Source organism: uncultured Leifsonia sp. (assembly GCF_945957465.1).
Taxonomy (GTDB): domain Bacteria; phylum Actinomycetota; class Actinomycetes; order Actinomycetales; family Microbacteriaceae; genus Leifsonia.
In genome coordinates, this window is record NZ_CAMFLC010000026.1 from 39,976 (window position 1) to 56,365 (window position 16,390).

Below are 16,390 nucleotides of genomic sequence, written 5' to 3' on the forward strand. Positions count from 1 at the left end.
ATGGCGTCGGCATCCGCCGCTGACGACCCGCTCCGTGTGATGCACGTGGTCGACAACCTGGGGCAGGGGGGCGCGCAACAGGTCGTCGTCGATCTCTCCAACTGGCTCGCGCGCCAGAACGGGATCGACGTCACCGTCTTCGGCGAGCGGGGGAGCGCCGTCGACCTGCTGGAGCGCTCCGTACGCTTCATCCCCGCAGCACGCAGCGGCTTCCTCGGCCAGACGAAAGAGCTCCTGGCAGCGACCCGGGAGGTCCGCCCTCACGTTCTTCACGCCCACCAGCGTCGAGAAGCGCTGCAGGCGCTTCTCGTGGGCCGGGCACTGGGCATCCCCGTCGTCGAGCATGCGCATACGCGTCTCCCGAGCGTTCGCCCGCGCGCGCTCTCCTTCCGGAGCCGAACGATCTTCGCCGTCGGGCCGGCCGTCGCCGATATGGTCGTGAACGAAGCAGGCCGGCCCCGCGAACTCGTGCAGATCGTGGGGAACGCACCGGCACAGCGGCAGGCGGGAGCGCCGTCGGCCCCGAACGACACCACATCGACGCTCCGCGTGCTCGCGATCGGACGTTTGACCGAGCAGAAGGATCCCCTCCGCTTCGTGCGCGTCATCGCGCGGCTCTCTCGCGACGTCGCTGTGGAGGCGACCTGGGCCGGCGACGGTGAGCTGAGCGCCTCCGCGCGACGGCTGGCGCGCGAGCTCGGAGCGCCCATCCACTTCATCGGCCACGTCGACGACATCTCAGCCCGACTCGACGAGGCGCATTGCCTGGTCATGACCTCACGGTGGGAGGGCACCTCGCTGGCGGTGCTGGAGGCATTCGATCGACGCCGCCCCGTCGTGGCGACCGTGTCGGCCTCGAACGGTCTGCTCGCCGGCGGACGCGGCTTCGAAGTCGCCGACGACGCCTCGGACGCACAGTTCGCGGCGACGATCGGCCACCTCTTCGAGAACGACGAGGAGCGGATGAGAGCGATCGATGCCGCGAAGCGCTGGGTCGACGCGGAGGCCTCGCCCGAGCGCGTGTTCGGACCGGTTCTTGCGGCCTACCGCCGCCTCTGCGACCCGGCGCGACGGTCGTGAACCCCGTCTTGCTGGTCTCTCTCGCGGGGGGCCTTCTCGGCGCCGTCGCGCTCATGCTCCTGGTGCCCCCGCGGTTGATCCGGGGCGTAGCCGTGGGGATCGCCATCTTCGTCATCGCGTTCGGCTTCCAGGGCGGCGCGCCCCCGGCTGTCTGGCAGACGAGCGGACTGGTCGCGATCTCCGTTCTGGTCCTGGCTCTCATCCGCGCGCGCGCGGCCCGTTCCGGCGGGGTCCGGTACTGGGCCGTCAGCGCATGGCTCGGCTACATCTCGCTCGGCATCGTGCTGACGGGCAGCTGGCCGCTCGCGTTCGCGGTGATGTACTTCGGCCTGGCGGGCCTCCTCGCGTGGGTCGTATCGACCGTCGATCCGACAGAGCTCCGGATCGTCTATGCGTTCATCGCGGCCACCGCCGCGTTCCAGGTCGCGCTGGCCGGCCTCGAACTCACTGTCCTGCCCGAACCGATCTGGGGCTACGTCGGCGGTGCGCGCGACAATCCGTTCGTCAACAACGAACTCATCCGCACGCAAGGCACGTTCGGCCACCCCATCCCCTTCGCCGTCTTCTGCGGGTTCTCGCTCCTCATCGCGTGGTCGAACCCGGGTGGGTGGTCACAGAAATGGCGGCTGATCAACCTGAGCATCGCGGTCACGGGACTCGCGTTCTCCGGTACGCGCAGTGCTGTCTTCTCGATCGCCATCGGGCTGCTCGTACACATCGCGCTGAGTGCCTCGCTGGCCCGCTGGTTGCGGTCGGTCGTGGTCCTCGCTGCGATCGGGGTCCTTCTGATCAACATCGACGTCGGCATCGCCAGGGTGATGACAGAACTGTTTCAATCCGGCTCCTTCTCCCACCGCCTCGGCGGCCTCGAGTCGGTGCCCGCTCTGCTGGATAAGCGTCCGCCCCTCGAGGTGTGGTTCGGCAACGGCTTCGGAAGTGCGGGGCAACTCTACGACCGTCACCTCATGCACCAGATCTACATGCGGACCGTCGACAACATGCTCGTGTATGCGCTCGGGACGATGGGGATCGTCGGCCTCAGCGCACTCCTCGCACTCTCCGTCGTGACAGCTGCGCTCGCCGACCGCACGGGTCGTGCGATCCTGGCGATGGTCTTCGCCATGTATTTCTCGTTCGACTTGTGGACGTGGTTCAACATCGGCGCGTTCACGTGCATGTTCATGGCGATGCCGCGCTCCGACCGCACCGTTGACGGACTCGTGATCTCGCGTCAGGCGTTGGTGTCCGCCACCCCACGCATGAGGTCATGAGGCTCGACGAAACGGAACGGCCCGGTCGTGCTGACCGGGACGTTCGGAATGCGCCTCGGCGCGTGCTTCGACGGCTTTCCTCTTAGCGCCCGCTGCGGAGCTCCTTGCGCGAGCGGATCGACCGCGGTGCATCCTGGCCGGGCGCGGCCGCGTCGTCGTGATCGGTCTCCTCGGCACGTCCCTCTGCGCTTCCCGGATCCATCGCCTCGACGGGTGCCGCAGCGTGCGAGTCGTTGCTCGTGGCCTCGTCGGAGATGTAGTAATCGGTGCGGTAATAGCCGTAATCGTGCGAATCGACGCCCTTCGGCGGGATCTTGTTGAGCACGGCGCCGAGGACCTTGCCGTTGACGCGTGTCACCGAGCGGTAGGCCTTGTCCAGCTGCTCGCCGGTGACCTGCCGGGCGCCGACCGTGATCAGAATGCCGTCCGCGATGGTCCCGAGGATGGCCGCGTCGGTGACCGACAGCAAGGGTGGTGCGTCGAGGATCACGGTCGCCACCTCCGACAGGGCGCTCACGAGTTCCTTCATCGTGCGTGAACCCAGCAGCTCGCTCGGATTCGGCGGAACGCGACCGGAGGACAGGACGCGGAGATGCGCGTTGCCCGAGGGCGCCTGGAGCGCATCGTTGAGCGGGACCCGTCCGCTCAAGACGTCTGTGAGCCCGACGCCGCCACGCAAGGAGAAGAGCGAGGACTGCACGGGGCGCCGGAGGTCGCAATCGATCACCACCACATTGGCGCCGGCGGACGCGATCGCGTCGGCCAGGTTCGCGGTCAGCGTCGACTTCCCCTCTCCGGGGATCGTGCTCGTGACGACGATGACCCTGGGCGGATGGTCGACGTCGATGTAGCTCAAGTTCGTGCGGAGCTCGCGAAGCGCCTCGGCGATCGTGAACAGCTCGGCCGCGTCCGCGCCCGATTCGTGTTCGATGACGCGCTGGCGGTCACCGAGGATCGGGCTGGCCGGGATCGTGCCGATCACCGGAGAGTCGAGCAGGCGCTCGATCTGCTCCACCGTTCGCACCCGGCGGTCGAAATGAGCTCGGAGCAGGGCGTAGACAAAGGCGAGCGCGACACTGGCGAGCACAGCCAGGATGAGCGCTGTCTGCACATTGGGCGACGACGGCAGGTACGGTGCGCGCGCGGATGCGAGCGGCACGAACGAGATCGCGGGCTCCGCGACCGCCCCCTGCGGGGTCTCGAGCTCCTTCACCTGTTCCGCCAGTGCGGCGATCCAGGCGTTCGCGAGCTTCGCCGCACCCTCGGCGGTATTGGACGTGGCCGTGATCTCGATCACGGCCGTGTCGGGCGGGAGGACCGCTCGTACGCTGCCGAGCAGGCTTCCGATGGATCGGTCGGTGCCGAGGGCCTTCTGAGCCCGCTTCGCCACGACGTCCGATGTCGCGAGGCGCACGTAGGACTCCGCTCGCGACTTGGCGAGGCTCTCGCCGGCCATCGCCATCGACAGGCTCTCACCGGTCGCCGCCTGGGTCAGCCCGGTCGCCGTCGACTGATACGCCCTGGGCTGCACCGCCGTGAACAGCGCCACCGCCGCGATCGTCAGGAGGACGATGGCTACCTCGCCGAGCCAGTATCGCCGGATCATCTGGACGAGGTCGCGCAGATCGCGCCCCCGTCCGCGAGACTCAGCGGTGTCGGTCTGCGAAGTCATCTCACAGCCCCCTTCTGCCGTTGGACGGCTTCACGTCACCCGGCTGGGGCCGGGTCGATTCGAGCAGGCCGAGCTGCTCGAGTTCTTCGATCAAGGCGGCGCAGTCGTCGGCCGCGGTCTCCGGGTGGTCGGGATACAGCGAGAGGACGGTCGCGATCACGACAGCGTCGCTCCGCTGGCCGTCGAAGTGCTTCCAGAGTTGCGCGGAGGCGCCGCTGAGCTCGAACTGACGGAAATCCCGGGTGTCTGCGACGACGCAGCCGTTCATGACCGTTTCGACCCAGACGATGGTCTGCCTGTGCCGATGCTGCGCGATTCCGAATTCACCCGTGCCGTCACCCGAAGCAGCATCGCCGGTCAGGTCCGCCATTCGAGTACTCCTGCCTCGATCAGCTCGTGGATGACGCGCTCGAAGTGCTCCTCGTCGTCGGGTACGCGACCGTGTTCGGCGCGCAGCCGATCCAGGAGGACGGCTGCGGGCGTCGGCCGAGCGGTCTCGCGCCAGACCGTCATGGCGATTCCGGACAGGTGCGTCACCTCGCCTCCGCGCGCGGTCAGCAGCGCATCGGAGAACTCGATGGCGTCATCCACCGGCGCCTGCAGAAGCCCCCGTCCGCCGGCTTCGTGCGGGTGGCGCCGCGGAGCGAGGCGATACGCGAGGTCGCCGTCAGCCAGCGGGGGAGAGGCAGGGGGGCCCGAGGCCGGGTCGATGTCACGGGCATCGCGGTAGACGAGCCGCTCGAACCCCCCGATGCGCCGGTTGAGCCGAGCGAGCGCCACCAGCGGCGCAGGGAGCGAGCTCAAGTCCGAGAGCTGCGGAATCACCGCGAGGATCCCCTCGACGGACCCCAGCCGGGTCACCGTCGGCGGGCCCGCCGCCTGTTCGTCCCGGCGGTCGATGACCAGCACCCGCGCAACCGGCGCGGTGCGGGAAGGGTGGATCGCGAGTCCGAGTTCGGCCGGGGATGTCTGCGCCTTCTCGAGTCCGGCACGGACCACGGACAGCGGTTTCGGATACGGGACGACCCCGCCGTCGTCATCGACGAGGCACGTCTCGTCCGAGAGATAGGAGGTCCGGCCCGCGAGATGCGAAACCGCAGTCGTCTTGCCGGCGCCAGACGGACCGACAAGCAGGACGGCCGCACCGCGGGCATCGGCGCAGGCCGCCGCATGGAAGAGCAGGCCCTGGCCCGCGCTCAGCCCGATGAGCGCGAGCGTGATAAGTGCCGAGGCTCGGGCCTGGGCTGCCGCGATCGATTCCGCGTCGTCGGTCCGGACGTCGATCGTCAGCTCACGATCGACGTCCAGGCCGTCCTCCTCAGAGCACAGAAGATGGCCCCACGCCGTCGAGAACCGGGCCGCCGCCGCCACCGCACCGCCGCCGACCATCAGGATGCGCAGCCGATGGCGGAGCGTCGCGATGACGAAAGCCGTGCGCGGCGGGCGCAGATCGCTCGGGTTGGCGAGCATGGGTCTCCTCGGGACGTGAGCGGGTGCAGACCAGTATCGGGCGATCGCTTTTCATCGCGACGACCAGCGTCTGGGAGGGCGTGGCGCGGTGCCGTCCCACCGATCAGGTGACGAGCGACTCCTGATGCCGGCAGGTCAGCCGAAATCCCGGGTGAAGCGAGGCCGCGCTGCCCGAGAGATCCCGGCGGGAGCCCCCGGCGACGCCGTCGGCGAGAGGCATCCTTACTCACCTGCCAGGCAAGCCGCGGCCGGTGCCGCGCCGCCATCGATCGAGGGGAGAACCGATGCCCGACCTGCCCTTCTCCATCCTCTTCGTCTGCACGGGGAACATCTGCCGATCGGCGATGGCGGAACGCCTGCTCGTGTCACGCCTCGACGCGTCCGCCAGGAACGCCGTCGCGGTGACCAGCGGAGGGACCCGGGCGGTCGTGGGGCGCCCGATGTCGTCCCAGACGCGCCTGCGTCTTCGAGCGCTGGGTGGAGATCCGGGCGGCTTCGTCGCCACCCAGTTGACCGAGGCCCGGATCGCCTCCGCCGACCTCATTCTCGGGATGGCGGCCGAGCACACCGACCGCGTCCTGTATCTCGACCCGGGGGCGTTCGCGCGCACGTTCCTGTTCTCCGAGTTCGGTCGCGCGGTCGAAGCCCTCGGCGGATCCCCGCATCCCGGCGACCCCGCTCGATGGCGCCGACTCGCGGATCAGGCGATGGAGGCGCGCCGCCAGGGCCTCGTGCCGCCACGTGACGACGACGACATCGCCGATCCCTACGCCCGCGACGACGCGGCGTTCGACGCGATGGCCCGCCGCCTCGTTCCGCTCGTGGACCTCCTCGTCGGGCGCCCGATGGTCGGGCGATGAGCACAGCGTTCGACGAACTCGGCCTCGTGGCTCCGCCCGGGGGTGATCGATCCGCACGAAAACAGGGCGAGCGGAAGAAGAGACGCCGACGGCGCGTGTGGATCGCGGTCTTCGCCTGCCTTGTGGTCGTCGTCCTGCCGCTCGCCCTGGTCGGGGGTTACCTCGGCTGGATCGGCTCATCCTTCGACGACAACGTCGGCCGGATCGCCGACGCCTTCCCTCCCGCGGAGGGGCGGCCCGCCGGTGTCCCGGGTGCCACGAACATCCTGCTCATCGGCTCGGACTCGCGCACGGGCCTCGGCGACGCGCTGAGCGGCGCCGCAACGGGCGACCGATCGGACACTCTGATGCTGGTCAACATCCCCGCCGATCGTTCGGGGGTCAGCATCATCTCGCTGATGCGGGACTCGTGGGTGCCGATCCCCGGTCATGGCGAAGCTAAGCTGAACGCCGCGTTCAGCTGGGGAGGCGCCCCGCTGGTCGTGCAGACCGTCGAAGGCCTTCTCGGCGCGCGGATCGACCACGTCATGGTGGTGGACTTCGGAGGCTTCGGATCGCTGGCAACCGCGCTGGGAGGCGTCGAGGTCTGGTCCGCGCACGCATTCACGACGAAGAACATGCCCGGCTACAGCTTCACCGAGGGCCTCAACCGGGTCGAGGGGTCTGCAGCACTCGCTTTCGTCCGGGAGCGCTACGCATTCGCGGACGCCGACTTCCAACGCGTCCGCAATCAGCAGGCGTTCATCCGGGGCGCCCTGAACGGCTTCATCTCGGCCGGCACGCTGCTGAACCCGATGCGCGCGCACGACGCGGTCACGACGCTCGCCCGGCACCTCGTCGTCGACTCCGGGCTGACGGCGGCTGCGGCCGGGCGGCTGGCGTTCGAGCTGCGAGGCCTGAAGCCGGAGGGCATCCTCACGTTCACGCTCCCGACCGCGGGGACCGGGACCTCGCCCGACGGCCAATCGATCGTCCGACTCGACGAGACGCGGATGTCGGTTCTGAAGAACGCGCTCGCCCACGACGACCTCATCAGAGTTTTCACCAGCGGCGCGCTGGGTGACGGGAGGAAATGATGCTGCGAACCGACGTCCCGCGACCGCACCGACCGGATTCTCTGAGCCTGCGCGAGCGCAACATCATCGCCCTCGCGGTCACCGACGCGATCGCCATCGGTGGCGCGCTCGCCGCGGCGCACACCATCCGTTTCGGCGGAGGCGGCGACCTGCTGTTCGCGCTCGATACGTCGTACGTCGTGTTCTCCGCCATTCTCGGCGTCGCATGGCTCATCGCACTCGCCGCCAGCGGCGCATACGTCACCTGGCCGAAGCGGCTTGAAGGGCCGTCGTACCGGGCGCCGCTTCGGGCGACGATCAAGCTCGTCGCGATCCTTGCGGTCGCATCCCTCGCCCTTCAGCTCGATCTGTCACGCGCCTACCTCGCGTTCGCCATTCCGAGCGGGCTCGTCGCGCTCCTGCTGATCCGGCTCGTGTGCCGCTCCTGGATCTACGCCCACCGCAGCCGCGGCCACTACATCCGCCGGGCGCTCGTCGTCGGGACGCCCGAGCGTGTCGCCGAGCTCGCCCGCGCCTTCGGGGAGCGCGCGGCACCCGTCGCGGTCGACGTCGTGGCGACGACGGGCATCGAGAATGCGAGAGGCCCGCACCTGCGCTCGTTGGTCGCGCAGCACCGTGTCGACATCGTCGTGCTGACCGAGGAGCGGGAGGGCGCCAACGTCCGGCAGCTGCTTTGGGACATGGAGGGGGCCGGGGCCGTCGTCTGGCTTTCGATCGACGTTCCCGAGCTCGCCGCGCCGCGTGCCGCGTACCATCCCATCGACCGCCTGCCGATCATCGAAGTGGAGCCGGCCGACCGCTCGATCAGCAGCAGACGGGTGAAGCGCGTGTTCGACATCGTGTTGAGCTCGATCGCGCTGTTCCTCCTGCTGCCGGTCATCCTCGTCGTGGCGATCCTGATCAAGCTCGACAGCCCCGGGCCGGCCTTCTTCCGTCAGTCGCGCATCGGCCGCGACGGTGCGACCTTCGGGATCGTGAAGCTGCGGACGATGCGCGTCTCCGCCGAGGAGGAGCTCGCCGACCTTCTGCACCGAAACGAAGGAGCGGGCCCTCTCTTCAAGCTGAAGGACGATCCGCGCGTCACGCGTGTCGGGGCTTTCCTCCGTCGGACATCGATCGACGAGCTCCCCCAGCTGTGGAACGTGCTGAAGGGTGAGATGAGCCTGGTGGGTCCGCGCCCGCCGCTCCCGTCCGAAGTCGCGGAGTACGACGGTCCGAGTCATCGCCGGCTCATCGTCAAACCGGGAATGACCGGCCTCTGGCAGGTGAGCGGTCGTTCCGACCTGACGTGGGAGCAGGGCGTGCGCCTCGACTTGTTCTACGTCGAGAACTGGTCGGTGGCCGGAGACATCCGCATCCTGTTCCAGACCGTGGGTGTGATCTTCCGACCGAATGGAGCGTACTGAGCCGCTCCGGCCCCTGCGGCGTCAGCGACTCCCGGTCAGCGACCCCTGCGCGGCGCACGCGCGAGCATGACGAGCCCGCGAGGCAGCACCCGGAGTCCTCGTGCCCACCGGGCAAGGTAGCTCGCGACCAGCTCGCCGGGTCTCAGGCTCTGGCGGGTGCTCTGTTTCACCAGGGCGGAGACGGGCGGGAAGAGGGCGTGCCGGAGCTTCGTCAGACGCTCGCGAGGGGTCGCCTGCTTCCAGAGCAGGGCCCGGCGATCGATCGCCTCGGGGAACTCCGTTCGAATACGCCACTCCGCGGACGGCGTGCCCCAGTCGAGCTCGGTGTGCATCGGCAGGAGGCGTTCCAGGAACGGCCGGCTCGTCGCGAGCGCCCCGAGTTCACGTGCCCGCCCGACCAGGAGGTCGATGTCCATGTGCCGGCACCGCTTGACGAGATAGGAGAACTCGGCACGATGGTTCGCAGCCCAGAGCGACCGGATGGAATGGACGGCGCCGATCAGGATCGCGTCCGCCAGCCCCGGTATCAGGACCGGCTGATTGCCGCACCAGTACGTGGTCCGCTGCGCCCACAGCCGCTCGAAGACGACGTCCGCGTCCTCCTCGAGACCGGGATAACGGAAGTGCACGTCGATGTCCGCCGCCCAATGGGGGTGGTAGACGCTGACGCTGTGCACCGGAAAGGTCTCGGTGTCGGGGTCGTGCGCGCGTCTCACCCACCCCCGGACTTCGAGCGTCGCGACGAAGGCCTCGTAGTCGTCGGGAGACACGATGACGTCGACATCGCTGCTCGCCCGCGGGAGCCTGAGGTTGTACTCGGTGGCGGCGACGCCCTTGATGATCAGCACTCGAACCCCCTCGAACGCGGCGAGACGGGCGACGGCGGCCGTCAGGAGCAGCGTGGACGGGGCTAACGGGGAGGGCCGGGGCCCGACGTGCTTCACCATGCTTTTCACTCCACCTCCCGCGGCCGGCTGCCGCGCAGTCGGCTGTCGACGCGGGGAGCCTCGACGTCTGACCGGCGGGTTCGCCGCCGACAGCCGAGGATCCGCGTAGCTCGCGCGTGTCTTCTCCTCATAGTCACCCGGGTCGGCGTGCCGCAGGACAGCGCCGTGTCCCGGTGGGAGAACAGGGCCGGAGGTGACGATCGGCCCGGTGGAGGTGAACTCCGCGGCGAAGAGTGATCGCCGGAATGCGGTGCGCTCGGCTTTCCTCGTGAACGCGTCCGATCGCGTCGTGCACGATTGCCGGATCGCGATACGTCGAAGGGGGACCACGTCGATGGGCAACAGGACGAAAGCCGGACCCGGCCACACCGAAGTGCACACCATGGCAGAGACCGGCCGGACGATTCGGGTGCTCTGTCTCTGCGACCGCGGCAGCGATCACCGCTACCGCGACCGCTCAGAGGGAACGGCGACGGCGATTGCGCTGGGCGGCGCCGATAGCGCCCAGCAGCGCTGACACGACGATCACGAGACCGAGCAGCGCGACCCACAGTGCCCACGCCGCGCCCGGCGTCAGCGAGGCGATCCACACGGTCACGCCCGCCAGTCGTATGGGCGACGAGACCACGATCAGAGTCACGGTCGCGAACGCGACGAGCAGGATGCCCCAGACGATTCCGGCCCAGCGCACCGGCGGCCGCCCGGCGGGCGCGCTCGCCGAGACCGGGAGTGTCGCAGTGGACAGGGGCGGGTGCAGGGGAGGCGCGGGGGTGGCGGAGCCGGACTGTGCAGCGTCCTCCAGCGAGATCGTGTCGGGCGCGTCCGGTCCGCTGCCCGGCGCCGTGGGTTCGGTGGCGGGGTGGTCCGCGTTCGTGGGCATCTCGTTCTCCTTCACTTCTGGACTCGTTCGACGTGGATGTCGTCGATCTGTGCGATCCGGACGACGACCTGCGGGGAGGACCCGGGTCCGACGAGCAGGTCCGTGCTGCAGCCGCCGAAGAACGCGGGGTCGCAGCGGTGCACCTGGTCGTCCCCCGACGGGGCCGTGACGACCACGGCTGAGACCGTCGCTGCCTGCAGCCGCACAGTCGCGTCGGCGGGGACGACGACCGTCGTCGCACCCGGCCCTTTCGCGAGGTTCACGACGGGTGTTCCGGACGCGGTGAGGTCGCGGGACAGGTCGATGGTCGTCTCGCCCCAGCCTTGCAGGCAGTTGGCGCTGCCGGTCGGGCTGACCGACAGCTGCGATCCGTTGCTCGCGCCCGCATCCAACCGCACTCCGGGCGACGTCGGCAGCAGCGCCGCGAGCGCTGTGAGGGCGGCGAGCAGGATGCCGAGGAAGATCAGGAAGCCGCTCCTGCGCCGTGCGATACCGGCGATGAGCACCGTCACGCCGAAGACGAGCGTCGCCGCGGCGAGCGATGCCGTCAGGGCGTAACCGGGCAGCCCGGTGAGCGTTCCCCAGAGCGCGCCGGCGAGGGAGCCGGCGACCAGTGCCAGGCCCACGGCGAGCCAGCCGATGGCCGCGCCCACGCGCGGATTGGCGGCGCGATAGGACGCCCGGCGGGCCTCGGCCTCCGCGTTCGCAGCGGACGCCTGCGCCCGCAGCTCGGCGGAACGCTGCGCCTTCACGGCGCGCATGTCGTCGGCCAGCCGCTGCTTCCATTGATCGTGCTCGGCCCTCCACTGCGCCTGGCGCTCACGCCAGTCGGCGACCTCCTCCTCGGTCGCCGCCGCACCGGGCGCCGGGGGCGCCGGCGGCTCGGAACCGATGGCGACGGCGGGCGGCGGGGGAGCGGACGCGCTCGCCGCAGCGGCCGGAGCGGCCGGAGCGGACGGAGCGGCTGCAGCGGCCGGAGCGGCTGTCGTGCCACCCGCCGGTGCCGGGCCGCCCCTGCCCGCTCGTCTGTCGGCATTGCGCACGGCGACGACGATGAGCGCGGCGGCCGCGCCGAGAACGACGAGAGTCCAGAAGATGCGCCCGACGATGTCGAACCAGCCGGGGTCGTGCCCGAACGGGCTGCCGAACCACCAGACCCCGTTGGTCCAGGGCAGCAGCGAGAGCACGATCAGCACGCCGATCGCGACGATCGGAGCCTCGAACTCGCCCTCGAACAGGCGCTGCAGGTGGATGCGGCCTTCTCGATCGGGGAGGAGCGCCCAGGCGATCGCGTAGAGCAGCACCACCGGGGCGCCGAGAAGGGCGGCGACCACCGCGATTCCCCGGACGATCAGCGGATCGATGCCGATCCGGTACGCGATGCCCGCGCAGACCCCGCCGACCCAGCCGTCGGTGCGTGTAACCCCGAGGCTGCGCATCCAGTCGAAGAACCGGGTGCCGCGTCCGGAGAAGCCGGTCTGCGGGCCGCCGTAGGGGCCGGCCGGGTTCTGTGCTGCGCCGGGCGTCGCCGCGCCGGGCGTCGGTGCGCCGGGAGTCGCCGCGCCGGGCGTCGGTGCGCCGGGAGGGGGAGGGGTCGTACTGTCGTTCGCCATGACTCGATCGTGGCGTGCAGCGAGCGCACGGCGCTATCGGGGGTCCCCCTGAGCCGACCCTGATTCCGGCGACCCGCGCTGTCGGGCCGCCCCGCCGTCTGCTTGGATTCCAGGTATGGCCTCTGCACCCCTGCCCGGCGAGCGCGTGAAGCGCCCGCCGCTGGCCCGACCCCGCGACTGCGTGGTCGGCGGTGTGAGCGTCGCGCTCGCCGACCACCTGGGCTGGCCGGTCGCGGCCGTGCGCTGGATCCTGGTCGGCACCACCCTCCTCGGTGGCGCCGGCGTCCTCTTCTACCTCTGGCTGTGGGCGCTCACCCCGCTGCGCGACCCCGCTCCGGGCAGCTCGGACGAACGTGTCACCCGGCGGGTCGACGTGCCGTGGGTGCTGGCGATGGGCGGTGCGGTGTCCGGCGTCGTGTCGATCGTCCTGGTCGCCGCCGGTGCCGCGAACGGGGCGTTCGGCGCCGTCGTCGCGTCGATCGTGCTGCTGGTGGCGGCCGTGCTCTGGCAGCAGCTCGTGGACGACGAGACCCCCGCACCGTCACGGCTCACCCCGACCGGGTTCCGGCTCGCGTCCGGCGGGTTTCTGGTCGCGCTGGCCCTCGTGCTCAGCGGGATGCAGGGCGGCCGTTCGTCCGGCCTGCTGTGGCTCGCCATCATCGGGGCGACCTTCGCGGGAGCAGCGGTGATGGTGGGGCCCTGGGCGCTCCGGCTCTGGACGGAGCTGATCGCCGAGCGCACCGCGCGCGTCCGCGAGGAGCAGCGCGCCGAGATGGCCGCGCATCTGCACGACTCCGTCCTGCAGACGCTCGCCCTCATCCAGAACCGGGCGGGGGCCTCCAGCGAGGTCGGCAGGATCGCGCGCGCCCAGGAACGCGAGCTGCGCGACTGGCTGTACGCGGAGGCGGGGGAGGGCGCCGTGCCCGACGCCGAGGATCTCGCGATCGAGCTGCGCTCCGTGGCCGCAGCGCTGGAGGTCGACCACGCCGTGCACTTCGACGTCGTGAGCGCGGGGGAGCCGGTGCGGCGTGCGCCGGCGGAGCTGGCGGCCGCCGCCCGCGAGGCGATGCTCAACGCGGCCAGGCACGCGGGAGGCGATGTCTCGGTGTACATCGAGTCCGGAGGGGGCTCCGTCGACGTCTTCGTGCGCGATCGCGGCCCCGGCTTCGACATCGACGCGCTCCCGGAGGGGCGCCTGGGCGTGCGCGAGTCGATCATCGGCCGGATGCGCCGGGCGGGAGGCCGGGCGACGGTCACAGCGCGCGACTCGGGAACCGAGGTCCACCTGACGGTCGAGCTGCCCGGCGAGCGAGAATGAAGGCATGACCGACGAGACGCCGCGTCCGATCACCGTCGTGATCGTCGACGACCATTCGATCTTCCGCTCCGGGCTGCGGGCCGACCTCGACGACCGCCTCCGGGTGCTCGCCGAGGCGCAGGACGTCGACGGGGCCGTGGAGGCCATCCTCCGCACGCGCCCGGAGGTCGTGCTGCTCGACGTGCACCTCCCGGGCGGGGCAGGCGGAGGCGGCGCCGAAGTCGTGCGCCGCACGGTGGCCGAGAACCCCGGCACGCGCTTCCTGGCCCTGAGCGTGTCCGACGCCGCCGAGGACGTGGTCGGCGTGATCCGCGCCGGGGCGCGCGGCTACCTGACGAAGGGGAGCTCAGGGCGTCAGGTGAGCGACGCCGTCGTGGCGGTCGCGGGCGGCGACGCGGTATTCTCGCCGAAGCTCGCCGGCTTCGTGCTCGACGCCTTCGGGGCGACCGCCGGGGAGCAGGCGGAGACCACGGACGAGCTCGACCGGCTGTCCGCCCGCGAGCGGGAGGTCATGCGTCTGATCGCCCGCGGCTACTCGTACAAGGAGGTCGCGGCCGAGCTCTTCATCTCGGTCAAGACCGTCGAGACCCACGTCTCGGCGGTGCTCCGCAAGCTCCAGCTCTCGTCGCGTCACGAGCTCACCGCCTGGGCGCTGGAGCGCAAGCTCCTGTAGCCCGCGGCGTTTTTGCGAGGGGGTCGTGCGTCCCGTACACTGGATCGCGGTGGTTGAATCTGCCAAGCTTTTCTGCGCCTATTTTCGCGAAGCCAGGAGGGTTTCGCGGTTCACAATCCCTAGGGCGGTAGCTCAATTGGCAGAGCAGCGGTCTCCAAAACCGCAGGTTGCAGGTTCGATTCCTGTCCGCCCTGCAAACCGGCATTCCGATGCCGGTCCACGAAAGGTGTAACGAGGTGGCCCGAAAGGTAATCGACGAGCCGAGCGAGGAAATCGTCGCCAACGCCAAGAAGGACCGCGCCGCCAGGCGCAACCCCTTCGCGCGGATCGCCCTGTTCATCCGGCAGGTCATCGGCGAGCTCAAGAAGGTCGTCACGCCGACGCGCAAGGAGCTTCTGAGCTACACCGGCGTCGTGCTCGTCTTCGTGGTGATCATGATGGCGATCGTGTCCCTGCTCGACTGGGTGTTCGGTCTCGGCGTCGTGTGGGTCTTCGGCAACCCGAAGTAAGCCCCGCCAGCCGACCGGCCGCACGGCCATACCGACAGAAATGGAATGAATTCAGTGTCTGAGACGAACCGCGACGACGTGGACTGGGCGACCGCCGCCGAGCAGTCCTCCGAAGACGACGAGGCGCAGACGGGCAACGTCCTGGAGCGCGACGAGGAGTCGTCCGACCCCGCGGAGCACGAGGCGCTGCACATCGTCTCCGAAGACGGCACCGAGATCGATCTCGACGCCGTGCTCGACGCGATGGCCGAGGCCGTCGACCCCGAGGCCGACCGCGCCGTCGACGAAGCGCTCGAGGTCGACTCGGCCGAGGAAGCCGAGGCCGCTCAGGAGGCCGTCGAGGACGAGGACGAGGTCGCTGCGGACCCCTACGAGGAGTTCCGCGCAGAACTGCGCGCCAAGTTCGGCAAGTGGTACGTCATCCACTCCTACGCGGGCTTCGAGCGCCGCGTGAAGTCCAACATCGAGAACCGCATGGTCTCCATGAACATGGAGGACTTCATCTTCGAGGTCCAGGTCCCCATGGAGGACGTGGTCGAGATCAAGAACGGCCAGCGCAAGATGGTCAACCGCGTGCGCATCCCCGGCTACGTGCTGGTGCGCATGGACCTCAACGAGGACAGCTGGTCGGTCGTCCGCCACACGCCCGGCGTCACCGGCTTCGTCGGCAACGCGCACAACCCGACGCCGCTTCGCTTCGAGGAGGCCTTCTCGATGCTGAAGAGCCTCGTGCAGGTCGACCAGGCTCCGGCCAAGGGCGCCGCCAAGGGCCAGAAGGCCGCCGCGCGGGTCATCCCGGCCGAGGTCGACTTCGAGATCGGCGAGACCATCACGATCAAGGAGGGCTCGTTCGCGGGTCTGCCTGGCTCGATCAGCGAGATCAAGCCGGAGAGCGGCAAGCTCACCGTCCTGGTCTCCCTCTTCGAGCGCGAGACGCCGGTCGAGCTCAGCTTCGACCAGGTCACGAAGCTCTGACGGGAAACATACAGGGCCTCCCCACTGTTTTACGCACCACCGGGTCTCGGAAGGGCCGAGAAACCGGGAGAGCGCCGCGGGCCTGACGCCCACGTGCTCGAATACACAAAGAAGGAAGAGACATGGCACCGAAGAAGAAGGTCACCGGTCTGATCAAGCTTCAGATCAACGCCGGCGCTGCCAACCCGGCCCCGCCGATCGGCCCGGCCCTGGGTCAGCACGGCGTGAACATCATGGAGTTCTGCAAGGCGTACAACGCAGCGACCGAGTCGCAGCGCGGCAACGTCATCCCGGTCGAGATCACCGTGTACGAGGACCGCTCGTTCACGTTCGTCCTGAAGACGCCGCCCGCGGCCGAGCTGATCAAGAAGGCGGCAGGCGTCGCCAAGGGCTCCGGCGTCCCGCACACCACCAAGGTCGGCAAGCTGACCCAGGAGCAGGTGCGTTCCATCGCCGAGCAGAAGATGGTCGACCTCAACGCCAACGACATCGACGCGGCGTCGAAGATCATCGCAGGCACCGCCCGTTCGATGGGCATCACGGTCGAGGCCTGAGCCCCGACCCCCACGTCATCCAGACATCACCGTGGCAGAGCCGGCCAGGCTCGCACCACATTCTCGTTAGGAGAAATCTCATGGCA

Annotated in this window: 16 protein-coding genes and 1 tRNA gene; 11 read left to right on the top strand and 6 right to left on the bottom strand. The window is 69.6% G+C overall.

Annotation, left to right across the window (positions count from 1 at the left end):
* Both Q0Q23_RS12535 and Q0Q23_RS12540 read left to right on the top strand, forming a co-directional pair.
* The gene (locus tag Q0Q23_RS12535; protein ID WP_295124140.1) at positions 1-1,080 is read left to right on the top strand and encodes a glycosyltransferase; all 1,080 of its coding nucleotides are present in this window, start codon (positions 1-3) and stop codon (positions 1,078-1,080) included.
* The gene (locus tag Q0Q23_RS12540) at positions 1,077-2,351 is read left to right on the top strand and encodes an O-antigen ligase (protein WP_295124143.1); all 1,275 of its coding nucleotides are present in this window, start codon (positions 1,077-1,079) and stop codon (positions 2,349-2,351) included. The genes Q0Q23_RS12535 and Q0Q23_RS12540 overlap by 4 nt, the downstream gene beginning before the upstream one ends.
* A gap of 82 nt (positions 2,352-2,433) precedes the next feature.
* Here the strand turns inward: Q0Q23_RS12540 and Q0Q23_RS12545 are convergent, their stop codons facing one another.
* Genes Q0Q23_RS12545 through Q0Q23_RS12555 form a run of 3 tightly spaced genes read right to left on the bottom strand, consistent with a single transcriptional unit; the run spans position 2,434 to position 5,493 of the window.
* Positions 2,434-4,023: a polysaccharide biosynthesis tyrosine autokinase gene (locus Q0Q23_RS12545; protein WP_295124146.1), complete on the bottom strand. Its 1,590-nt coding sequence runs from the start codon at positions 4,021-4,023 to the stop codon at positions 2,434-2,436.
* 1 nt (position 4,024) lies between these two features.
* The gene (locus Q0Q23_RS12550) at positions 4,025-4,393 is read right to left on the bottom strand and encodes a PqqD family peptide modification chaperone (RefSeq protein WP_295124149.1); all 369 of its coding nucleotides are present in this window, start codon (positions 4,391-4,393) and stop codon (positions 4,025-4,027) included.
* On the bottom strand, positions 4,381-5,493 hold the full coding sequence (locus tag Q0Q23_RS12555) for a hypothetical protein (protein ID WP_295124152.1): 1,113 nt from the start codon (positions 5,491-5,493) through the stop codon (positions 4,381-4,383). The genes Q0Q23_RS12550 and Q0Q23_RS12555 overlap by 13 nt, the downstream gene beginning before the upstream one ends.
* A gap of 284 nt (positions 5,494-5,777) precedes the next feature.
* On the opposite strand from Q0Q23_RS12555, the gene Q0Q23_RS12560 reads away from it, so the two are divergent.
* Genes Q0Q23_RS12560 through Q0Q23_RS12570 form a run of 3 tightly spaced genes read left to right on the top strand, consistent with a single transcriptional unit; the run spans position 5,778 to position 8,835 of the window.
* Positions 5,778-6,353: a low molecular weight phosphatase family protein gene (locus tag Q0Q23_RS12560; RefSeq protein WP_295124155.1), complete on the top strand. Its 576-nt coding sequence runs from the start codon at positions 5,778-5,780 to the stop codon at positions 6,351-6,353.
* A complete protein-coding gene (locus Q0Q23_RS12565; protein ID WP_295124158.1) occupies positions 6,350-7,429 on the top strand; it encodes an LCP family protein in 1,080 nt (359 codons plus the stop codon). Before Q0Q23_RS12560 ends, Q0Q23_RS12565 begins: the two co-directional genes overlap by 4 nt.
* Positions 7,426-8,835 carry a sugar transferase gene (locus Q0Q23_RS12570; RefSeq protein WP_295124160.1) on the top strand — a complete coding sequence of 470 codons (1,410 nt, stop codon included), beginning with the start codon at positions 7,426-7,428 and terminating at the stop codon, positions 8,833-8,835. Before Q0Q23_RS12565 ends, Q0Q23_RS12570 begins: the two co-directional genes overlap by 4 nt.
* Positions 8,836-8,870: 35 nt before the next feature.
* Here the strand turns inward: Q0Q23_RS12570 and Q0Q23_RS12575 are convergent, their stop codons facing one another.
* The 3 genes from Q0Q23_RS12575 to Q0Q23_RS12585 all read right to left on the bottom strand — a co-directional run bounded on the left by Q0Q23_RS12575 (position 8,871) and on the right by Q0Q23_RS12585 (position 12,275).
* Positions 8,871-9,782: a nucleotidyltransferase family protein gene (locus tag Q0Q23_RS12575; protein WP_295124163.1), complete on the bottom strand. Its 912-nt coding sequence runs from the start codon at positions 9,780-9,782 to the stop codon at positions 8,871-8,873.
* Between the two features lie 457 nt (positions 9,783-10,239).
* Positions 10,240-10,662, bottom strand: a complete 423-nt coding sequence (locus tag Q0Q23_RS12580) for a hypothetical protein (RefSeq protein WP_295124166.1) — start codon at positions 10,660-10,662, stop codon at positions 10,240-10,242.
* Positions 10,663-10,673: 11 nt separating this feature from the next.
* Positions 10,674-12,275 (bottom strand): PspC domain-containing protein, encoded by a 1,602-nt coding sequence (locus Q0Q23_RS12585; protein ID WP_295124170.1) that lies wholly within the window; start codon positions 12,273-12,275, stop codon positions 10,674-10,676.
* A gap of 115 nt (positions 12,276-12,390) precedes the next feature.
* On the opposite strand from Q0Q23_RS12585, the gene Q0Q23_RS12590 reads away from it, so the two are divergent.
* From Q0Q23_RS12590 to rplK, 6 genes are all read left to right on the top strand, one after another.
* On the top strand, positions 12,391-13,593 hold the full coding sequence (locus Q0Q23_RS12590) for an ATP-binding protein (RefSeq protein ID WP_295124173.1): 1,203 nt from the start codon (positions 12,391-12,393) through the stop codon (positions 13,591-13,593).
* Between the two features lie 4 nt (positions 13,594-13,597).
* Positions 13,598-14,266: a response regulator transcription factor gene (locus tag Q0Q23_RS12595; RefSeq protein ID WP_295124176.1), complete on the top strand. Its 669-nt coding sequence runs from the start codon at positions 13,598-13,600 to the stop codon at positions 14,264-14,266.
* Between the two features lie 121 nt (positions 14,267-14,387).
* Positions 14,388-14,460 (top strand) — tRNA-Trp (locus Q0Q23_RS12600).
* A gap of 42 nt (positions 14,461-14,502) precedes the next feature.
* Positions 14,503-14,775 carry a preprotein translocase subunit SecE gene (gene secE, locus Q0Q23_RS12605; protein WP_295124179.1) on the top strand — a complete coding sequence of 91 codons (273 nt, stop codon included), beginning with the start codon at positions 14,503-14,505 and terminating at the stop codon, positions 14,773-14,775.
* Between the two features lie 54 nt (positions 14,776-14,829).
* The gene (nusG, locus tag Q0Q23_RS12610; protein WP_295124182.1) at positions 14,830-15,750 is read left to right on the top strand and encodes a transcription termination/antitermination protein NusG; all 921 of its coding nucleotides are present in this window, start codon (positions 14,830-14,832) and stop codon (positions 15,748-15,750) included.
* 122 nt (positions 15,751-15,872) lie between these two features.
* The gene (rplK, locus tag Q0Q23_RS12615; protein ID WP_271177359.1) at positions 15,873-16,304 is read left to right on the top strand and encodes a 50S ribosomal protein L11; all 432 of its coding nucleotides are present in this window, start codon (positions 15,873-15,875) and stop codon (positions 16,302-16,304) included.
* The last annotated feature ends 86 nt before the right edge of the window (positions 16,305-16,390 follow it).